The 19,352-nt window shown below is 60.9% G+C and carries 18 protein-coding genes and 1 tRNA gene; 10 read left to right on the top strand and 9 right to left on the bottom strand.

Annotated elements, in window-relative coordinates; genetic code table 11:
- Positions 1-12: 12 nt before the first annotated feature.
- Complete coding sequence (locus AC0L3L_RS14975) at positions 13-1,464, bottom strand: MFS transporter (RefSeq protein ID WP_473638147.1); 1,452 nt, start codon at positions 1,462-1,464, stop codon at positions 13-15.
- Positions 1,465-1,606: 142 nt separating this feature from the next.
- Between AC0L3L_RS14975 and AC0L3L_RS14970 the strand changes: the two genes are divergently transcribed.
- The 7 genes from AC0L3L_RS14970 (at position 1,607) to AC0L3L_RS14940 (ending at position 8,232) form a co-directional block, all read left to right on the top strand.
- Positions 1,607-2,515, top strand: coding sequence for a LysR family transcriptional regulator (locus tag AC0L3L_RS14970; protein ID WP_473638146.1), 909 nt, complete (start codon positions 1,607-1,609; stop codon positions 2,513-2,515).
- Between the two features lie 531 nt (positions 2,516-3,046).
- Positions 3,047-3,862 carry a cytochrome c oxidase subunit II gene (gene coxB, locus AC0L3L_RS14965; RefSeq protein WP_473638145.1) on the top strand — a complete coding sequence of 272 codons (816 nt, stop codon included), beginning with the start codon at positions 3,047-3,049 and terminating at the stop codon, positions 3,860-3,862.
- Between the two features lie 87 nt (positions 3,863-3,949).
- Positions 3,950-5,719: a cytochrome c oxidase subunit I gene (gene ctaD, locus AC0L3L_RS14960; protein ID WP_473638144.1), complete on the top strand. Its 1,770-nt coding sequence runs from the start codon at positions 3,950-3,952 to the stop codon at positions 5,717-5,719.
- Positions 5,716-6,420, top strand: a complete 705-nt coding sequence (locus tag AC0L3L_RS14955) for a cytochrome c oxidase subunit 3 (RefSeq protein ID WP_473489588.1) — start codon at positions 5,716-5,718, stop codon at positions 6,418-6,420. The genes ctaD and AC0L3L_RS14955 overlap by 4 nt, the downstream gene beginning before the upstream one ends.
- A 13-nt stretch (positions 6,421-6,433) precedes the next feature.
- Positions 6,434-7,156: a heme-copper oxidase subunit III family protein gene (locus AC0L3L_RS14950; protein ID WP_473489587.1), complete on the top strand. Its 723-nt coding sequence runs from the start codon at positions 6,434-6,436 to the stop codon at positions 7,154-7,156.
- A 9-nt stretch (positions 7,157-7,165) separates the two neighbouring features.
- The gene (locus AC0L3L_RS14945) at positions 7,166-7,570 is read left to right on the top strand and encodes a cytochrome C oxidase subunit IV family protein (protein WP_473638143.1); all 405 of its coding nucleotides are present in this window, start codon (positions 7,166-7,168) and stop codon (positions 7,568-7,570) included.
- A gap of 188 nt (positions 7,571-7,758) precedes the next feature.
- A complete protein-coding gene (locus AC0L3L_RS14940) occupies positions 7,759-8,232 on the top strand; it encodes an aminoacyl-tRNA deacylase (protein WP_473638142.1) in 474 nt (157 codons plus the stop codon).
- Positions 8,233-8,289: 57 nt separating this feature from the next.
- On the opposite strand, the gene AC0L3L_RS14935 is transcribed toward AC0L3L_RS14940, so the two are convergent.
- The 3 genes from AC0L3L_RS14935 to AC0L3L_RS14925 all read right to left on the bottom strand — a co-directional run bounded on the left by AC0L3L_RS14935 (position 8,290) and on the right by AC0L3L_RS14925 (position 10,931).
- Positions 8,290-9,108 (bottom strand): DUF2189 domain-containing protein, encoded by an 819-nt coding sequence (locus AC0L3L_RS14935; protein WP_473638141.1) that lies wholly within the window; start codon positions 9,106-9,108, stop codon positions 8,290-8,292.
- 407 nt (positions 9,109-9,515) lie between these two features.
- On the bottom strand, positions 9,516-10,463 hold the full coding sequence (locus AC0L3L_RS14930) for a heme o synthase (protein ID WP_473638140.1): 948 nt from the start codon (positions 10,461-10,463) through the stop codon (positions 9,516-9,518).
- Positions 10,464-10,550: 87 nt separating this feature from the next.
- Entirely contained in the window at positions 10,551-10,931 is a 381-nt protein-coding gene (locus AC0L3L_RS14925) for a c-type cytochrome (protein ID WP_473638139.1), read from the bottom strand.
- Positions 10,932-11,234: 303 nt separating this feature from the next.
- Here AC0L3L_RS14925 and AC0L3L_RS14920 point away from each other — a divergent pair, with 303 nt between their 5' ends.
- The gene (locus AC0L3L_RS14920) at positions 11,235-12,230 is read left to right on the top strand and encodes an alpha/beta fold hydrolase (protein WP_473638138.1); all 996 of its coding nucleotides are present in this window, start codon (positions 11,235-11,237) and stop codon (positions 12,228-12,230) included.
- The gene (locus AC0L3L_RS14915) at positions 12,178-12,504 is read left to right on the top strand and encodes an antibiotic biosynthesis monooxygenase family protein (protein WP_473638137.1); all 327 of its coding nucleotides are present in this window, start codon (positions 12,178-12,180) and stop codon (positions 12,502-12,504) included. Before AC0L3L_RS14920 ends, AC0L3L_RS14915 begins: the two co-directional genes overlap by 53 nt.
- An 81-nt stretch (positions 12,505-12,585) precedes the next feature.
- Here AC0L3L_RS14915 and tig read toward each other — a convergent pair whose 3' ends face one another.
- Complete coding sequence (tig, locus tag AC0L3L_RS14910) at positions 12,586-14,058, bottom strand: trigger factor (protein WP_473638158.1); 1,473 nt, start codon at positions 14,056-14,058, stop codon at positions 12,586-12,588.
- 543 nt (positions 14,059-14,601) lie between these two features.
- Positions 14,602-15,303, bottom strand: coding sequence for a hypothetical protein (locus tag AC0L3L_RS14905; RefSeq protein WP_473638136.1), 702 nt, complete (start codon positions 15,301-15,303; stop codon positions 14,602-14,604).
- A gap of 522 nt (positions 15,304-15,825) precedes the next feature.
- On the opposite strand from AC0L3L_RS14905, the gene AC0L3L_RS14900 reads away from it, so the two are divergent.
- A tRNA-Leu gene (locus AC0L3L_RS14900) sits at positions 15,826-15,908 on the top strand.
- A gap of 74 nt (positions 15,909-15,982) precedes the next feature.
- Here AC0L3L_RS14900 and AC0L3L_RS14895 read toward each other — a convergent pair.
- The 3 genes from AC0L3L_RS14895 to AC0L3L_RS14885 are packed head-to-tail and all read right to left on the bottom strand — an operon-like array spanning position 15,983 to position 19,185.
- Positions 15,983-17,431, bottom strand: coding sequence for an aromatic amino acid lyase (locus AC0L3L_RS14895; protein ID WP_473638135.1), 1,449 nt, complete (start codon positions 17,429-17,431; stop codon positions 15,983-15,985).
- A 60-nt stretch (positions 17,432-17,491) separates the two neighbouring features.
- On the bottom strand, positions 17,492-18,073 hold the full coding sequence (locus AC0L3L_RS14890; RefSeq protein WP_473638134.1) for a GDYXXLXY domain-containing protein: 582 nt from the start codon (positions 18,071-18,073) through the stop codon (positions 17,492-17,494).
- Complete coding sequence (locus AC0L3L_RS14885) at positions 18,070-19,185, bottom strand: DUF2157 domain-containing protein (RefSeq protein WP_473638132.1); 1,116 nt, start codon at positions 19,183-19,185, stop codon at positions 18,070-18,072. Before AC0L3L_RS14885 ends, AC0L3L_RS14890 begins: the two co-directional genes overlap by 4 nt.
- Positions 19,186-19,352 lie beyond the last annotated feature (167 nt).

The following is a 19,352-nucleotide window of genomic DNA, read 5'->3' as shown; positions in this document are numbered from 1 at the left end:
TCCCGTCTCGTGTCATGACACGCCAGGCAGCGAAGGACGTGGCGCGGGAGTACGGCTCCCAACCGCGATGGCGAGCGCGACGACGATCAGTATAGCCGCGACCGCGAACGTGATCCGCATACCGGCGGCAACGGCCTCGGGGCGCGCCGTTGCGATGTCCATCGCCTCTGAGGCGAATGCGAACACAGCGCCCATGACGGATGCGCCGGTGATGAGCCCGAGATTGCGCGACAAATTGAGCAAGCCGGAAACGACGCCCCGCTGGTCCGGGTGGATATCCGACATGACAGCGGTGTTGTTGGCGGTTTGGAACAGCGCATAGCCCGATGTGATGACTGCGATCGGGGCGATGTAGCCGGGGACGCCTGATATTGCCGGCATCACGGATAGACTGAAGCAACCGGCGGCTATCGCGATGAGCCCAATGATGGTCATGCGCCCAGCGCCAAAACGGTCGGCTATGCGACCAGCTGGCACACCGGTCAGCGCGGCGACAAGCGGACCGACCGACATGACGATGCCAACAAGAGCCGCGTCGAGCCCGAGCGCACGAGACAGATAGAACGGCCCGACCACCAGCGTCGCCATCATCACCGTCGCAACGAGCGCGCTCATGGCGAGGCTGGCACTCAGCATCGCATTGCGGAACGCGCCCAATCGGATCAAAGGCGACGCCACTCTCGCCTCCACAAGCGCAAAGAAGCCGGTTCCGAAGACGGCAGCCACCAACAGAGCCATGTTGAGCGGACCAAAACTGCCACGCCCGATCGTCATCGCGAGCGCATACGCGCCAAGCGTCAAGGCAAGCAGCAGCGTGCCGACAACGTCGAAGCCGGCCCGATCCGTCTTCGGCCCCCGGCGATCAGCCGGCAGATAGCGATAGGCGAGAACAAATGCCAGCAACCCCAGTGGCACGTTGACGAGGAAGATCGCCCGCCAACCGGCTCCGGCAATCAGAAGGCCGCCGAGCGAGGGACCCAGAGCGGTGCCGATCGCCGACATCGTTCCGAGCAGCCCCATGGCGCTGCCGGTCCTTGCCTTCGGAACCGTCTCAGCGACAAAGGCCATGGTCAGCGCCATCATGATAGCCGCCCCCAGGCCCTGCGCCGTCCGGGCTGAGATCAGCAGCCAGAGCGTCGGCGCGAAACCACATAGGACTGAGGCCGTCGTGAACAGGAAGAGCCCGGCCAGCAGCAGCAGCCGGCGGCCGGTGATGTCACCGAGCCGTCCGACGCTGACGATCAGCGTGGTGATGGCGAGGAGATAAGCCAGCACGATCCACTGGACGTCCTGGAACGAGGCGTTGAACGCCTGCGCCAACGTCGGCAAGGCAACATTGGCGATGCTGATCCCGAGTGAGGACAGCAACATCGACAACGAAAGGCTGGCGAGTGCCCACCGAACCGAGGGTGCCCCTTCTGGATTTCCAGCGACTGCCCGTCCTGCATCGATTGGCTTCAACATGAACTCCGTTTTCTGGCGACTCCTGAAACGGAGCTGTCAGAGACGTAGTCCTTTGCCTAATATGGCGGAAGATGCATCATTCGCACTTAATCATTGCGTTTGACGCTATGGCAGATCGTGCTGACCGTGCTACGCTCAGCACATGTCGCATCCCGACCTCAATCTGCTTGTCACCCTTGATGTGCTGCTGACGGAAGGCAGCGTTGCGCGCGCCGCCAAGAGGCTGCGGCTGAGCCCGTCGGCGATGAGCCGGGCGCTGGCGCGATTGCGTGAGACGACCGGCGATCCGCTGCTGGTCAGGGCTGGACGCGGCCTCGTGCCCACACCCCGAGCCATCGAGCTCCGCGAGCGCGTCGGTCAGCTTGTGGAGAACGCCGAATCCGTTCTGCGTCCTGTTGAGACGCTCGACCTGAAACGGCTCGTGCGAACCTTCACGCTTCGAAACAGGGATGGCTTTGTCGAGAATTTCGGACCGGATCTCATTGCGCGCGTCGGCCAACAAGCACCGGGCGTGCGGCTGCGTTTTGTGTTGAAGCCAGACAAGGACAGCACGCCCCTTCGCGACGGCAGCGTGGATCTTGAAACCGGCGTCGTCGGAAAGGCCACGGGGCCGGAGGTGCGCGCGCAAGCGCTGTTCCGTGATCGTTTCGTCGGCGTCGTGCGGATGGGGCATCCGTTATGCGAGCTGACGATCACCCCTGCCCGTTACGCAGCCTGCCGGCACATCCTCATCTCCCGTCGCGGGCTCGACAGGGGGCCGATCGACGACGCCTTTGAGCCGTTGGGGTTGAAACGAGAGATCGTGACGGTCGTCGGCGGCTTTTCGGAAGCTCTGGCCCTGGCGCGTGCCTCGGACCTGATCGCCAGCGTTCCCGAACGCTATACGGGGAACCTGCGCGACGGGATGTTCTGTTTCCCTCTGCCGGTTCCCCTGCCGGAAATCACGGTTTCACTTTTGTGGCATCCGCGGCTCGATGCCGATCCGGCGCATCGCTGGCTGCGCGGTTGCGTTCGAGACGTTTGCGCCGGAACAACTCACTGGATTTCTTAGTGGTTGAGGCGAGCATCGTTCAACTGCAGCCATTCGCTCCAGCGCGAGGAGGAACGCCGTGGCGACCGCGCCTCCAATGCCGACGAATAGCTTCAACGACCCCTCCGGCGCAGACAGTGATCAAAACCTCGTATCGCCAGCCGCCAACCGCTGCTTGGGCACAAATCTGTCGCCTGCCGCATCGGCACTAATCGGAATCGATTCGCGGACAGCACGATGGCGCAGATAGTAAGAGTGCAGAGTGTACTTTGTCCGTCTAAGTGGCCGCACGTCGCCCTACGGTCACAACGAAAAAGGCCGCACATGGGGCGGCTTTCACAATTCGGCGGAAACCCCGTGTTGTTCGGCGCTTTTGGCGGGGCTTTTTCTTCGCCGCAGCCTTCTTCTTCTTAGGTTTTTCCACATCACCGCCACTGCGGTTTCGGCTGGCCGGAAGACCGCACTAGAATTTCGATCAGAAATCGAGCTATGATGCATTTGGCATTTCCTGGGACGGCCTCGCGCCCTTGGAATGCCGGGAGGGAACGGGATATGGCCATAGCGCTTGTACTCGTTTTGGTAGTTGTGGGTTCAGTGTTGTTCCACTTCCTGAGCCCATGGTGGTGGACGCCGATTGCCTCTAACTGGGACTATATCGACAACACCATCATCATCACCTTCTGGATTACCGGCGTCGTCTTCGCCGCCGTCGTCCTATTCATGGCCTATTGCGTCTTTCGCTTCCGCCATCGGGAAGGCAATCAGGCGGCATACAAACCCGAGGACAAGCGGCTCGAATGGTGGCTGACGATCGTCACCGCAATCGGGGTCACGGCCATGCTGGTTCCCGGCCTGTTCGTCTGGAACCGGTTCGTCAACGTCCCAAGCGACGCAACTGTGGTCGAGGTCGTCGGCCAGCAATGGCAATGGAGTTTCCGCCTGCCCGGCAAGGACGGCAAGCTCGGCACATCCGACACCCGTAACGTCAGCGCTGAAAATCCCTTGGGCGTGATTGCCGACGATCCCAGTGGCCAGGACGATGTCGTCGTCGAAGCGGCCGATCTGCATCTGCCGGTCGGCAAGCCGGTCAAGATGCTGCTTCGCTCGATCGACGTGCTGCACGATTTCTATGTCCCTGAATTCCGCGCCAAGATGGACATGATCCCAGGCTCGGTCACCTATTTCTGGTTCACCCCTACCAAGACCGGAACCTTCCAGGTCCTGTGCGCCGAACTTTGCGGCCAGGGGCATCCTTTAATGCATGGTGTGGTCATGGTCGACACGCAGGAAGATTATACGGCGTGGCTGGGCGAACAGCAGACTTTTGCGCAATTGTCGGCCCCCCAGCAGGTGGGCTCGGCAGAGTAGACGCCGTGAAAGACGGCGACGTGGGTTGAAATTGCGGCAGGGCTCGAAACTGTCGAGCCTAGCCGAAAAGGGCACGGAGGTGTTCCTATGGTCGATATCACACCTGCAGATACGGTTCCGCCGGCCGAAGTCGCGGAAATGGAGCTCTACCATCCGCACAGCTGGTGGACGAAATACGTGTTTTCGCAGGACGCCAAGGTCATCGCCATTCAGTATTCGGCGACGGCGACGGCAATCGGCATGGTGGCGCTGGTGCTGTCCTGGATGATGCGGCTGCAGCTCGGCTTCCCCGGCACGTTCGATTTCATCACGCCGGAAGCCTACTACCAGTTCATCACCATGCACGGCATGATCATGGTGATCTACCTGCTCACGGCACTCTTCCTGGGTGGCTTCGGCAACTACCTGATCCCACTGATGGTCGGCGCGCGCGACATGGTCTTTCCCTATGTCAACATGCTGAGCTACTGGATTTACCTGCTCGCCGTACTGGTTTTGGTGTCGAGCTTCTTTGCGCCCGGCGGGCCGACGGGTGCCGGCTGGACGCTCTACCCGCCGCAGGCGATCATGACCGGCACACCAGGCGGCCAGGACTGGGGCATCATGCTGATGCTCATCTCGCTGATCCTGTTCATCATCGGCTTCACCATGGGCGGCTTGAACTATGTGGTGACGGTGCTGCAGGCCCGCACACGCGGCATGACGCTGATGCGCCTGCCGCTGACTGTCTGGGGTATCTTCACCGCGACGGTCATGGCGCTGCTCGCCTTTCCGGCGCTGTTTGTCGCCTGCGTGATGATGCTGTTCGACCGTGCGCTCGGCACCAGCTTCTTCATGCCGGCGATCGTCGAGATGGGCGAACAGTTGCAGCATGGCGGCGGCAGCCCGATCCTGTTCCAGCATCTGTTCTGGTTCTTCGGCCACCCCGAGGTCTATATCGTGGCGCTGCCGGCCTTTGGCATCGTATCCGACCTGATCAGCACCCATGCACGCAAGAACATCTTCGGCTACCGGATGATGGTCTGGGCCATCGTCGGCATCGGCGCGCTGAGCTTCGTGGTCTGGGCCCACCACATGTATGTCAGCGGCATGCATCCCTATTTCGGCTTCTTCTTCGCCACCACGACATTGATCATTGCCGTACCGACCGCGATCAAGGTCTACAATTGGGTACTGACGCTGTGGCGCGGCGACATCCACCTCACAATACCGATGCTTTTTGCCCTGGCCTTCATCGTCACCTTCGTCAATGGCGGGCTGACCGGATTGTTTCTCGGCAACGTCGTCGTCGACGTTCCGCTGTCGGACACGATGTTCGTCGTCGCCCATTTCCACATGGTCATGGGCGTCGCCCCGATTCTCGTGATCTTCGGGGCGATTTATCACTGGTACCCGAAGGTCACTGGTCGGATGCTGAACGAGGCAATGGGCCAGTTCCATTTCTGGGTCACCTTCCTCGGTGCCTACCTGATTTTCTTTCCCATGCACTACATCGGCCTGATGGGCGTGCCGCGCCGCTACAACGAACTGACTGACATGACGGTGATGACGGAATCGGCCCACCACCTGAACTCGTTCATCAGCGTCATGGCCTTTATCGTCGGCTTCGCCCAGATAGTATTCCTGTTCAATCTGATCTGGAGCATCCGCCATGGCCGGGAAGCCGGCGGCAATCCGTGGCGCGCCACGACGCTCGAATGGCAGACGCCCGAAACACCGCCCGCCCATGGCAATTTCGGCAAAGAACTGCCGATCGTCTATCGCTGGGCCTATGACTACAGCGTGCCGGGCGCCAAAGAGGACTTTATCCCGCAAAACATGCCGGGCTCCTTCGGATCCTCAAGAGAGCCGTCATGAGCGTCATTCTGGTCTTCCTCCTCGTGATCGCCGGCTTTGCCGGATGGTGGCTCTCCCACCAGCGGCTGATGGCCAAGCCATGGCTCGAGCAAGGTGTGATCGGGGATGTTATCGGCTCGGAAGGATCGGCGCTGCCGACCGCCAAGATCGGCCTCGGCGTCTTCCTCGCCGTCGTCGGCTGCCTGTTCGCGCTTTTCACCAGCGCCTATTTCATGCGCATGGCGCTGTCGGACTGGCAGGCGTTGCCGCTACCGCGCGTGCTCTGGTTCAACACAGGCGTGCTGGTCCTGAGCAGCATCGCGCTGCAATGCGCCTCGGTCGCTGCGCGCCGGGGCCAAATCGACACGGTCAGGCTTGGCCTCGTCACAGCTGGGCTCACCGCACTTGGCTTCCTGATCGGACAGCTTGTGGCATGGCGGGACCTGACCGCCGACGGCTACCTGCTGACCGCCAATCCGGCCAACAGTTTTTTCTACCTGATAACCGGGATGCATGGCCTGCACATACTGGGAGGGCTGGTGGGCCTGAGCAGAACGACTGCCGGCGCCTGGAACGGAGCACCGGCGGAGCGGCTTCGCCTCAGCGTCGAATTGTGCGCCATGTACTGGCATTTCCTGCTTTTCGTCTGGCTCGCCATCTTCGCGCTTCTGGCCGGCTGGGCCGCGACTTTTATCGAGATTTGCCGACAGTTGCTGACCTAGGAGGGCCGGGCGGATGGCAGAGACGACAGTGACACATATCGGCCAAACACAGCCGCGGCCGGCGGGCTTGCAAGGCGTCGCGGCCGACTGGTCCTCGGATCAGCGCGCGTTCAAGAACGTGTCCTGGGGCAAGGCCATGATGTGGATATTCCTGCTCAGCGACACCTTCGTCTTCGGCTGCTTCCTGCTCTCCTACATGACCGCGCGCATGTCTACCCGAGTGCCGTGGCCCAATCCGAGCGAGGTCTTTGCCCTTCACATTGGCGGCTCGGACATTCCGCTGATCCTTATCGCCATCATGACCTTCGTGCTGATCTCGAGCAGCGGAACGATGGCCATGGCGGTCAACTTCGGCTATCGCCGCGACCGCCGCAAAACGGCGATCCTCATGCTTTTGACCGCAGCACTCGGCGCGACCTTCGTCGGCATGCAGGCGTTCGAATGGACCAAGCTGATCACCGAAGGGGTACGGCCCTGGGGCAATCCGTGGGGTGCGGCGCAGTTCGGGTCATCCTTCTTCATGATCACCGGCTTTCACGGCACCCATGTGACGTTTGGGGTGATCTTCCTGATCATCGTGGCGCGAAAGGTCTGGCGCGGCGATTACGACACGGGACGGCCTGGTTTCTTCACCAGCCGCAGGGGTCGCTACGAGAACGTCGAGATCATGGGGCTCTACTGGCATTTCGTCGACCTGGTCTGGGTGTTCATTTTCGCATTCTTCTATCTTTGGTGAGAGGCAGATATGGCTGAGATAACCGCAAACGGCCTGGGGCAACATACGCTGCACGGAGCTCAAGCGCATGATGCGACAGCAACCGGCATCGCCCCCGCGGAGGTTCATCAGGAGCACCCGATCAAGCTCTATCTGGTGGTCTGGGCATGGCTGTTCATCCTCAGCGCCTGCTCCTATATGGTCGATTATCTCGGCATTCACGGCTATCTCAGATGGTCGCTGATCCTGATCTTCATGATGCTCAAGGCCGGGCTGATCGTCGCGGTCTTCATGCACATGGCTTGGGAACGGCTGGCGCTGGCGTATGCGATTATATTGCCGCCGATACTGGTGCTGGTGTTCGTGACAATGATGGTCTTCGAATCGGATTACACGCTTCTCACCCGGACGGTGTTTTTTGGGGCCGGCCCCTGACACGCAATCCGGGCACAGGGTTTGTCGACGGCGTCTCCCGTCAAGAGCTGGGAGCGCCATTTGCGGTCCGCTCCTGTCTGCCTTGAAACAATCGACAGCTGGCCCATTTTTGTCACCACCGGAAACGACAGGAGGAGAACGATTTTCTGTCGTTTCTCCGTCGCGAACTCCAGCAAGGGAGGCTCAAGATGACGATCGCAAACAGATTGAAGAACTTTATCGACGGGAAAGGAATTTCCTATGACACCGTCGAGCACCACCGCACGTCGACAAGCAGGCAGTCCGCCATAGCGGCGCATGTGCCCGGCAGCATAATGGCCAAATCGGTGGTCGTTCACCACGACCGCGGCTATGCGCTGGCCGTGGTCCCCAGCACGCACAGGATCGAGCTCGGCACGTTGCAGGACGTCATGGACCAGCGTATCGGACTCGCCTCCGAAGACGAGGTGGAGTCGATTTTCGAGGATTGCGACACCGGTGCCATCCCGCCGATTGGCGCGGCCTACGATGTGCCGGTGATCCTCGATGAAAGCCTCGGCAATGCCGCCGATATTTATTTCGAGGGTGGCGACCACCGGACGCTTGTGCATGTCAGCGGCAAGGATTTCCGCAACCTGACCAGCGATGCACAGCAAGCCCGCTTTAGCTACCCGGCTTACTGAACACCCTGGCCAACTTGCCGCACCGATGCTCTCGCCGGTGCGGCAGGCAGGATTTTGTCAGTTAACCGGTCTGGTGGAGGCCGGCGATTCCACAACTTTCCGATAGACGTGCCAGGTGGCGTGACCGAGGATCGGCAGCACCACCGCTAGCCCGGCGAACACCGGCAGCGAACCAATGATCAGCGCGACGGCGACAATCAGTCCCCAGACAACCATCACGATCGGGTTCGCCAGGACCACACGCACCGAGGTGTGGATGGCTTCGTAGGCACCGACATCACGATCGAGCAACAACGGGAACGCGACGACCGTGGTGCACAACACCACGGCGGCGAAGACAAAGCCGATAGCGTGGCCAAGGATAATCAGCGTCCAGCCGCGTCCGGTGGCGAATATTTCACTGATGAAGCTGGAGAGCGATTCCGGCGGGGCCGGGCCGAACACTTGCTGGTAAAATATCTGCGCGGTCAAAAGCCAGGCGATGAAGATCGCAAGCAGCATGATCCCGACCGCCGCGATGGCCGGCAGCGCCGGAGAATTCCTGACCCCGAAAGCGTGGCTCCAGGAGGCGTCGAGCCCGGCCTCCCGTCGCCGGCTGATCTCATAGAGGCCGATCGCCGCGAATGGACCGATCAGCGCAAAACCCGACACCAGCGGAAACAACAGCGGCAGCGCATTGTTGCCCGACGTCCAGACGGCGAGCACGACGCCGACAAGCGGATAGATCAGGCACAGGAAAACGATATGCGACGGTTTGACCATGAAATCGTCCACGCCGCGCTTGAGCGCGTCGAAAAGGTCGGAAACGCCTATCTTTCGAATTCTGGTGTGCTCCAGCGTCTCGCTGGCGCCTGCAATCACGTGAAAACTTGCCATGACCATTCCTCCAGACCAGGTCCGGTAAGGTCGCGATTTACGGTGCTGCCGTTCAGCGTGTGACTGGCCACGCAAAACCGCGACCTGCACCATGATCAACATACGCTCTTGCAGGGGATTTGTCGCCGCCCTTTGTCTTGGGAGGACGCTCCGGTGATCCGGCTAGCTCTAGCCGCCTTTCTTCGATATTCTCCAAGCTGGGTTGAAGGGTGAAGGTCATGGATCGAAAGACCATTCTCATGCTCGGCCTTGGCGTAGTTATTCTGCTGTTGCTGGGATTCTGCGCAGTGCCAACGTGAGGTTTGAGCAGGTTCGGGGCGCACCTCGTTCAGCAACCGCCGATTCTCAACCCGACAAGCAATCCGAGAACATCAGGATTTAATGCAGCCACGAGGCAGGTCATGCCGTCAATTTCCGGCTGACATGACGACACGCATTGCAATGGTATCGGCAAGCAGCACGGCAAAGATCGCGAAAAGATAGAGAATCGAATAGGCAAACAGCGCCTTTGCGCGTTTCATCTCCCAACCTTCAACACACCTTTTGTCGATCAGAAGCTTCCAGGCATGCCAGATGAAACCCGCGCCCAATGCGGCCGAAACAATCCCGTACAATCCGCTCGCGAATCCAAAGGCCCAAGGCAGCACGCCGATTGGTGCCAAGATCAGTGAATAGACGAAGATCTGTTTTCTGGTCGAAGCCTGGCCGGCCACGTTCGGCATCATGGGAATGCCGGCAGCAGCATAGTCGCCGATCTTGAACAGCGCGAGCGCCCAGAAATGCGGCGGCGTCCAGAGGAAGATGATCAGAAACAGGATGAGACTTTCAGCCCCGACGGCGCCGGTGGCCGCCGCCCATCCGATGACAGGAGGAAGGGCACCCGCGGCGCCGCCTATGACGATATTCTGCGGCGTCGAGCGTTTCAGCCACATCGTGTAGATAACAACGTAGAAGAAGATGGTGAAGGCCAGCAGCGATGCGGCAAGCCACCCCACCAGCACGCCAAGCGTCATGACCGAAAGTACGGAAAGCACCAGGCCGAAGCCGAGAGCTTCGCCTGGCGTGACCCGGCCTGATGGGACGGGCCGCTTTGACGTGCGTGACATCAACGCGTCAATATCGGCATCGTACCACATGTTGAGTGCCCCGGCCGCTCCTGCTCCAACCGCAATTGCACCGATTGCAATCACGGCGATGACCGGATTCATCATTCCGGGCGCCGCCATCAGGCCGACGAAAGCAGTAAAAACAGCAAGCGCCATGACGCGCGGTTTCAGAAGCGCGAAGAAATCACTGACCGTCGCTTCCGAGATTCGGATACCGGTATCCTCGAGGCCACCTTCCCGAGCCGACATTTCAGGCGACCACCGATGGGGGCAGGCAATCTGGCCGGCTCTTCGGCCGGCGGAAGAACCGGGTTACTTCCTGGCGGAAGAACCGGGTCATTTGGAGAATTGCTTCAGATAGGCGATGACATTGGCGATATCCTCGTCCTTCTTGAGGCCGGGAAACGCCATCTTCGTACCTTTGACCATGGCCTTGGGATCGCGAAGATAGGTCGTCAGCGTGGCTTCGTCCCATTTGACGCCGGATGCGCCCGCCTCGGTCATGGCTTTGGAATACTTGAACCCCGGATGCGTGCCGGCCGTTCGACCGATGATGCCGCTCAACGACGGACCGACTTTGTTCTGGTCCTTGTCCACGACGTGACAGACCTTGCATTTGGTGAAGACCTTCTCGCCCGCGGCGGCATCCTGTGCCTGGGATTGGCTCGTGATAAACGTCGCAACGGACACGACGGCGAAAAACGCGATTGCACGCATGGCATTCCCTCCCCGATCGCCAAATCTGTCTTGGACGATCTGCGTCTGCCGACACTTTCGCCGGCATGCGCCCCTTGCACGACAGAGCGGAACATCCGCGTCTCCCGCATGGAATTGCGGCATCTACATACCACAGAATCTGGCCGGCAGATAGAAGAAGTCGATCAGGATTGCCGCCGAAGCGATGAGGCAGCTCCATCGAGCCGAGCGCAGTCGGAACGCATATCGGCTAATGGCGTTAGACCAGTGTCCACAAGATCAAAGATCAGAGAAGCGTCCATGAACGATAGGAGCGTCCTGGAGGTGCGCCACGGCACCCTCACGATCGACGGCGAGACGGTCTTTTACAGGAAAGCAGGTCCTGAAGCCGCGTCGGTGTTGTTGCTTCCGCATGGCTATCCCTGCTCATCCTTCCAATATCGCCGGCTGATGCCGGCGCTCGCCGATCGCTGGCGAACGGTCGCGCCGGATTTCCCCGGCTTTGGCTACAGTGGAACCCCCGATCCGGCACGGTTCGGTTATGATTTTGACGCCTACGCGACTTTCCTGGAGCGGTTCACTGACGCGCTGGGGCTCGGCAGCTACGCGTTATGGCTGCACGACTACGGCTCGCAGATCGGCCTGCGCCACGCTATAGCGCATCCATCGCGGATCAGGGCCCTGATCATCCAGAATGGCGACATCTACGCGGATGCTCTTGGCCCAAAATACGAAACGATCCGGCGTTTTTGGCGGGATCCTTCACCGGCGAACCGTGCGCCGCTCGAAAACGCGGTGAGCGAGGACGGCTTTCGCGCCGAGTTCGTCGGCGAAGTCGATGGCGACGTCGCTCGACGTGTCCCGCCCGATATGTGGAAGTTGCATTGGCCGCTGATGAATACGCCTGTGCGCCGTGCGCTTTCAGTCGGACTGATGGAGAAACTCAAGGCTAATCTCGACTGGTTCCCTCGTTACCAGGGATACCTGCGCGAGCAGCGGCCGCCGGCAATGATCCTTTGGGGCCCGAAGGACGAATACATGCCCGAGCCGGCAGCGCGCGCCTATCTGCGCGATCTCCCCGAGGCCGAACTGCATTTGCTGGACGACGCAGGGCACTGGCTGCTGGAGAGACCCATTTCGAGGTCGCCCTGCCATTGGTGCGACGGTTTCTCAGCAAGTTCCTGCATTAATCGCCTGCACAACACCGCAGCGGATCCCCCCATAGCTGCCCCATCCTCATCACAACCCATCGAGAGGAGCGCACTTCATGACCGACAACGCCACAATTGCCCGGATCTGGCGGGGAAGGACACGCCGTGATCTGGCAGACGTCTACGAGCCCTATCTACGCCGCGAAGGCATTCGGCCGCTTCAGGAGAAGGCACTTGGCGTGCAGTTGTTTCGCGAAGATCGCGAAGAAGAAACAGAGTTCGTGACGATCTCGTACTGGCCTGACGTCGAAGCCATGGCGAGCTTCACCGGCGGCGACCCGCACAAGATCCATCACCTGCCGCGTGACGAAGAGTTTCTCGTTGAACTGCCCCAACGAGTGACGGTGATGCGGATCCTCGTCAATCAATTACCTGGCAATTAGGGCGGCAGCGGCCTTGCGACGTCGACAGCATCGAAAAAGGCCGCCTCAAGGGCGGCCTTTCGCAATTCGCAGAATGCCGTGTTATTCGGCGTCCTTGGCGGCTTTCTTCTTCGGCGCGGCCTTCTTCTTGGGCTCTTCCGCATCGTCGGCCTTCTTGGTGTCGGCCTTCTTCGCGGCAGCTTTCTTCGCCGGCTTCGCCTTGGCCGTCTCGCTGTCCTCGTCGTCGGCCATCAGCTCTTCCTTGCTTACCTTGACGTCGGTGACCGAAATCTGGCTGAGCAGATGGTCGACCACCTTCTCCTCGAACAGCGGCGCGCGCAGCGTGTTCAGCGCTTCGGGATTGCTGCGGTAGAATTCGAAGGCTTCCTGCTGCTGGGCGGCCGGATAGCGGCGCACCTGCTCGAACAGGCCACGCTGCAATTCCTCGTCCGACACGGTGACGCCGGCCTTCTCGCCGATTTCGGCGAGAACCAGGCCGAGACGCACGCGGCGCTCGGCAAGCCGCATATATTCGGCGCGCGCCTCTTCTTCCGTCGTCTCCTCGTCGGCGAAGGTGCGGCCGGCGGCTTCCAGATCGCGGTTGACCTGGTTCCAGATGTTGTTGAACTCGGCCTCGACGAGCTTCGACGGCGCCTCGAACGAGTAGGCGGCGTCGAGCTGGTCGAGCAGCTGGCGCTTGATCTTCTGGCGCGTCATCGAACCGAACTGGTTCTCGATCTGGCCGCGCACCACTTCACGCAGGCGCTCCAGCGATTCCAGGCCGAGATTCTTGGCCGTTTCGTCGTTGATTTCCAACGCACCGGGCTTGGACACTTCCTTGACGGTGACGTCGAAGGTCGCTTCCTTGCCGGCCAGATGCGCCGCCTGGTAGTTTTCCGGGAACGTGACCGTGACCTGCGTCTCGTCACCGGCCTTGCTGCCGATGAGCTGATCCTCGAAGCCGGGAATGAATTCCTTGGAGCCGAGCACCAGCGGCTGGTCCGTGCCGGCGCCTCCGCTGAAGGCTTCGCCATCGATCTTGCCGACATAGTCGATCGTCACGCGGTCGCCTTCGGCGGCCTTGCCGGTCTTCGGTTCGTAGGTGCGCGCCGATTCGGCGACACGCTGGACCTGCTCGTCGATTTCCGAATCCGGCACGTCGAACACCTGACGTGTCACCTTGATGTCGGAGAAATCCTTGATCTCGATCGGCGGGATGATCTCGTAGTTCAGCCGGAACTCGAAGTCGGCGCCGCCGGCCAGGATCTTCTCGGCCTCCTTCTCGTCCTCGGTCATGATTACTTCGGGCTGCATGGCAGCCTTTTCGCCGCGCCCCGTAATGATCGAACGGGTCGAATCGTTGAGGATCTCGTTGACCACTTCGGCCATGAACGACTTGCCATAGACCTTGCGCAGGTGCTGCACCGGCACCTTGCCGGGACGGAAGCCGTTGATGCGGACCTTGCTCCTGGCATCGGAAAGCCGCGCCATCAGCTTGGCTTCCATGTCACCGGCCGGCACGGTGATCTTGATCTCGCGCTTGAGACCGGAGTTGAGCGTTTCGGTGACCTGCATCATAGAACCTTTGTTTCCACCAATGAGGCAGCCAAACGGCTCCTGCCGTTTACAGCCTGCCGGTATGATCTTGCCGGGAATGGCTTTTGGTGCGGGACTTGGCAATTTGTCCGCCCAACGCGGCTCAAATCCTCCAGAAATACGCTCCAAAATGTGAATAAGTCTTTGTTTTTCCTACTTCTTATCACATTCTGCAGAAGCGGATCGTCGCATCCCGTCACATTCGACACGCCTTTTGTCACAGGCGCGGCTAATTTTCAACCATCTTCGCGTCTACCGCGCCGCGCGTCCTTCTTGGACGCGCAAGGACGCTTGTAGCACCTTGATTTTGGCGCATGATCCCGAAACACGATTTTTCGATTTTCGGGATCATGCGCCGGCGAACGGCCGCTATTTTGACCGCGACATTGACAGAATAATGGCTCAGCGCAGCGATCCTGATGCAGAGAAGCCCGCCACGTTGCGGGTGGCGGGCCGGCCGCGAAGCCAGGAGAGTATTGTCAAAGCCTCCACGGCCGATGCGACGCTCTCGTTTGCGAGTGCTCAGCGACGCGCGATCAGCATGCAAAGCTGCCGCAGGTCACGGTCATAGGTGCCTTCGCTGCTGAGCACGTCGACACAGCGTTTCTTCATGCGCATCAGTTGGCTGCTGGACATCTGCGCGACCACGCTCGGCATGCCGGGAGTCCCCGGTGTTCCAAGAGTGCCAAGTGTCCCGGCAAGCGTTCCGCCGCCGACGCCGACACCGACACCGCTCGTGCGAGCGACATTGGCACCCAGGCCCGCTGTAATGCCGCCGGTGCCGCCTAAATTTGCGCCTGCGCCAGCCGTAATGCCGCCGGTGCCGCCCACGTTTGCGCCTGCACCGGCAGTGCCATCGACATTGGCACCCAGGCCAGCCGTGACGCCCCTACTGCCGCCAATCGATGCACCGGCGCCTGCATTTACCCCGCTCCTGCCGCCGATCGAGGCGCCGGCACCAGCGGTAAAGCGCTTGCTGCCGCCAATCGATGCACCGGCGCCGGCGTTCACCCCGCTCCTGCCGCCGACCGAGGCGCCGGCTCCCGCATTGATGCCGCCACTGCCGCCGACCGAGGCGCCGAGACCGGCGTTTACGCCGCCTCGGCCGCCGACCGATGCGCCGGCGCCGACGCTAATGCCGCCTGCGCTGGAGGGAAAAGATAGAGATAAAACAAGTGCACCACCGGCCAAAGCTGTGGCGAAACTCTTAACGAAATTTGCCATGACACTCTCCTTTGGTAGTTACCCCACAGCAGCAGTTTCAGCGCCTGCTACTTTAGCGATAACGAACTCAGGGAGTTGTTGAATTGCTAACACGAAACAATGTTTGCGATCGTAACTTACGGGTAGCAAAATATTCTGAATCAATTTGAAAGAATTTGGGAATACATCCTCGGCCAGGAAGACCTGACCGCGAACGAGTTCGTTCGCGCCACCTCGCCTATTTTGGACGGAAGGTCCGCGCCGTGGCCGCCGACGGCACTATCTGGTGCTCGTCATGGCAGATAGCTTTGCAAGGAAACCGAATGTCCCGTCACGACTTTGTGCTCCAGCGCTAGACCTATATGACCGCCAGTTTGAGCGCGATGCCGATGCATGGCGCGCGTGGGCCCACGGTCTACGGGCTGGGACTTGCCCAAGCGAACGGCATAGACGGCAACGCGAGGCCCAAAAAACCTCGAAAATCTAAGTCTTGAACTTGTGACATGGCTTGTGACATAGACATGTCACGGTGACACGAAGCCAGCGGGTATGGCGGAATTGGTAGACGCACCAGATTTAGGTTCTGGCGTGAGAACGTGGGGGTTCGAGTCCCTCTACCCGCACCACTGCTCCCCCTCGAACAGTGGATTAAGGTTCCAGTGTCGGAAGGCGAGTCCCTTCATCCGCACCAATTTGGTGCCTACTCCTCAAAGACCTGGCGCGTGAACCATCCGGTCAAAGTCGCAAGTTCAGGCCCCAGCACGCGATCGTCACCGACCGGCGGCACGATGCTTCTGATATCCGCGGCGAACGACTGAAGCGCCAGAGGCGCCACGCGCTCGGTGACATGCAGTGCCTGCGAGGCGATCACCGCCAGCATCGCCATCGCGGCATCGAGGCAGCGGCCGGCGCGTGCTTCCTTCGTCCATGCGAGGAACACCGTCGTGGCGACGTCGTCCTGGCCGGCGCCGGCCGATTCCGTTCCCGGGATGAAGGTTCGCTGGGCCGCGAGTTTCGCCTGCTCCAGATAACCCGTGATCGCCATCGGCACATAGCCGACATTGCCGTGGCCGTCGCTGTCGCTCCAGTCCCGCCCCGTCAAAAGCAGATCGGGCAGGAGCGAGACCTTGCCGTTCAAAAGCTTCGAGGCGTGGCGGTCGCACAACAGGCAGATATCGGCCCATATCGCCGCCAGATCATCCAGGGCGGGTGTTGCCATGGCATTGTGATAGCCGCCCGTGCTGATGCAGCGCCCGAGCGGATGCACGTCGTCAGGCGGGATGTAGACCGGGTTGTCCGAGACCGAGGCGAGCGACACGGTCGCCGCGCCTTCCGCCGATGCCAGCGCGCGATGCGCGTGCCCCAGGATGCGAGGAACGATGCGATAGCTGACCGGCGCCTGATAATTGCGGCGCCCGGTGCCGGCGCCGGCAAGAAACTCCCTCAATCCGCACAGCGCCGCTGCTTCGTGTTCATCGCCCCAAAGCGCGTCGAGCGCCGGGTCGTAATGTTCGAGCGGCGCGCGAAACGCTTCGATCGAAAGCGCAAAGACTTTTTCGGCAAGGCGAATGCGGCGGCGAGCCGCCAAGGCAGCGTCGGCCACAAGTGCGGCAGCGCAGGGCGAGCCATTGATCAATGATCCCCTTTCCTTGACTTCCAGGTCGAAGCGCGTCGAAAGTTCTGCAAAGAGCGGATAGAGGGCGAGGATTTCACCGGCACCGCCCTGGCCGGAGGATGGCACCAGGGGCATAGGTCCGCTATCCAGCATCGAAGCGACGGCGAGCGCCATGCGTGGTGTGGTCGCAGCATTTCCTTCGAGGAAATTCGCCAGGCGGGCGAGCACGATCGCCCTCACCACGCGATCTGGCAAAGGCTCGCCGAACGATGTGGCGGCTGCGAACGCCTTGATGCGCGCGTGGCGATCCCGCTCGCCAAGTTCGAGCCGCCTGCTCGCCAGTTCTCCCATGGCGGTGGTCACGCCATAGATGACCGGTACAGGGTCGGTCTCGATGAGACGCAGGAACGACGCGCGACACTCTGCGATGCGCTGTAAGGCATTGCCGCTGATTTGCACCGTGTCTTTCTTCCAGGCGACGCGGAAAACCGAGTCGAGATTTATGTCTTCTCGTGTCGTCAGGATAATTGTCATGTTTGATGCTGTCCGAGCCGGCCACGCTTTCCAATTCTAATCCGGCCCGGCTTTCCAATTCTAATAAAGCGGTTCCTCGAACAGCGTCTTGTCGCCGTCCATCAGCGCCTTGATCTGCGCGGCGCCATCGGCTGCGATTGCGACGCGGACGCCGAACGGCCGCACCCGCATGTCGTTCTGGATCGCCATCCCCTCGCCTTCCGGCAGATAGAAACGTTCAATGCCGTAATCCGGCGCGATCGTCGTGGCTGCACTGAGATCCCACCCCTCAGCCACTTGCCCGACGATATCGGCTTCGTCGGATGCTGCCGGCGCAGGCGCTTGCCCGAACCAGGCCGCGGTCGCCTCCCAATAGCCGTCGGCGCCCTGCTTCAGCCTGACGACGATCGGCGTGTCGTCGCTCGTGAGCTTACCGGCCGGAATGTTGGCGATCAGCTTCACCGGTATGCGCGAAATCTCATAGCCAAGGCGAATAAAGTCGCCGCGCAGGAGATCGCGCGGATCGATCGGTTCGACCCTCAGCAGCACTTGCCTGCCGTCGCGCAGGATCGCCGCCCGGCCGGCGATGATCCAGCTCAGGAAGCCGATCTGGACGAGCGCCAGCACCACCGCCGAAACGATCAGTCTTTTACCGGTCATCATGCCGCCGCTCCTTCCACGCTCGAGGCCCTCATGCGCTTTTCCACGCGGAGGATGACAAGGGCAAGCAGGCCAAGAAGCACAGCGGCTGCAAGGAAGAAGCCTGCTGTGTCGAGCATCGACTGCAACATCACCACATAGATGATGGCGAGTTCGAGGGCGAAGCCGGCATAGGCAACCCAGCGCAAGCCCCTGCTCTCGCGGCCTCCCAGCACAATCGCCGCGACAATGCCGGCAAGCGCAACGGCCGAGGCAATGCCGAAGCCGCCGTTGTTGCTCTCACCGGCTAGTTCGAACTGGATCATCGCCAGGCCGGTGAGAAACCCGATCAGCGCGTGTAAGGGCAGACGGCCGCCAAGCTGCAATATCCGGTCGACGGGCCCGGCAGCGAAGATCGCAGCCGCGAAAAGCAGCGTCGACACGACAATGAGCGGGACGGCGACCTGCAGCGTTTCGTATTCCGTAAACAACAGCACGAGATAGAAAATGACCGACAGGATGATCAGGTGCCGAGCCGCCTGGCTGCGGGTCCAGAACGAAATGGCGAACAACACGCTCGCCATGACGACGAAGAGATACGGAAATTCCGCGCGCCCGAAATAGTCAAACCCCCTCAGGAACAGCCATGCGTCGGCAATGCCGACAGACGCGACGGTCAGTGGGTTCGAGCGCAGCGCAACCGCCGCTAAGGCCGTGCCAGCGCCCCAGGTGATCAAGGCCGATGTTTCGTCGCCGGATAAATGATACATCTGGCCGATCAGCGCGATCGATCCGCCGAATGCCGCCGCGGCGGCAATCCAGAGTGCCTCGCCGATAGCAGCATGGTCGAGTGTCTTCAGCACCGCGCCGCCGACATAGCCGGCGAGGATGATGGCGAAGAGCGCTGCCACCCGCGCCAGCCGCGGGATGGCTTCCCAATTGGCGGCGACGAAGATAAGGACGGCCGCACCAAAAAGCAGCGCCGCCATCATCGCCAGGATCGAGCCGAAGCTCAGTGATTTGCGCTCATTGGCCTCGACGTCGCGCGTCAACGCGTCGGCCGTCGAGGCGTCGATCAGGCCAGCCTGCAGCCATCGTGCGATATCGGTCCTGACGCGTGACGAATAGCTCGCCATGCCTTTCTCCCCCAGCTTGCTCTTTTTTTCAGCCGATCCGGCCAAACCGTTGACGCTACGGCATTTTCCGATTCGGGCCTATCTATGTCGAAGACGTGATTTGGCGGCGATGGTGCATTGCACAATTTGCATTGCTGCCATGCACCAATAGCGCTTTTAAATCGATA

The organism is Mesorhizobium sp. WSM4849, assembly GCF_055811385.1.
This window is presented reverse-complemented; position numbering and strand designations above follow the sequence as displayed.

Coding starts and splice junctions, on each gene's coding strand:
- AC0L3L_RS14975 (WP_473638147.1), bottom strand. CDS start 1,464: ATGTTGAAGCCAATCGATGCAGGACGGGCAGTCGCTGGAAATCCAGAA.
- AC0L3L_RS14970 (WP_473638146.1), top strand. CDS start 1,607: ATGTCGCATCCCGACCTCAATCTGCTTGTCACCCTTGATGTGCTGCTG.
- coxB (WP_473638145.1), top strand. CDS start 3,047: ATGGCCATAGCGCTTGTACTCGTTTTGGTAGTTGTGGGTTCAGTGTTG.
- ctaD (WP_473638144.1), top strand. CDS start 3,950: ATGGTCGATATCACACCTGCAGATACGGTTCCGCCGGCCGAAGTCGCG.
- AC0L3L_RS14955 (WP_473489588.1), top strand. CDS start 5,716: ATGAGCGTCATTCTGGTCTTCCTCCTCGTGATCGCCGGCTTTGCCGGA.
- AC0L3L_RS14950 (WP_473489587.1), top strand. CDS start 6,434: ATGGCAGAGACGACAGTGACACATATCGGCCAAACACAGCCGCGGCCG.
- AC0L3L_RS14945 (WP_473638143.1), top strand. CDS start 7,166: ATGGCTGAGATAACCGCAAACGGCCTGGGGCAACATACGCTGCACGGA.
- AC0L3L_RS14940 (WP_473638142.1), top strand. CDS start 7,759: ATGACGATCGCAAACAGATTGAAGAACTTTATCGACGGGAAAGGAATT.
- AC0L3L_RS14935 (WP_473638141.1), bottom strand. CDS start 9,108: ATGGCAAGTTTTCACGTGATTGCAGGCGCCAGCGAGACGCTGGAGCAC.
- AC0L3L_RS14930 (WP_473638140.1), bottom strand. CDS start 10,463: ATGTCGGCTCGGGAAGGTGGCCTCGAGGATACCGGTATCCGAATCTCG.
- AC0L3L_RS14925 (WP_473638139.1), bottom strand. CDS start 10,931: ATGCGTGCAATCGCGTTTTTCGCCGTCGTGTCCGTTGCGACGTTTATC.
- AC0L3L_RS14915 (WP_473638137.1), top strand. CDS start 12,178: ATGACCGACAACGCCACAATTGCCCGGATCTGGCGGGGAAGGACACGC.
- tig (WP_473638158.1), bottom strand. CDS start 14,058: ATGCAGGTCACCGAAACGCTCAACTCCGGTCTCAAGCGCGAGATCAAG.
- AC0L3L_RS14905 (WP_473638136.1), bottom strand. CDS start 15,303: ATGGCAAATTTCGTTAAGAGTTTCGCCACAGCTTTGGCCGGTGGTGCA.
- AC0L3L_RS14895 (WP_473638135.1), bottom strand. CDS start 17,431: ATGACAATTATCCTGACGACACGAGAAGACATAAATCTCGACTCGGTT.
- AC0L3L_RS14890 (WP_473638134.1), bottom strand. CDS start 18,073: ATGATGACCGGTAAAAGACTGATCGTTTCGGCGGTGGTGCTGGCGCTC.
- AC0L3L_RS14885 (WP_473638132.1), bottom strand. CDS start 19,185: ATGGCGAGCTATTCGTCACGCGTCAGGACCGATATCGCACGATGGCTG.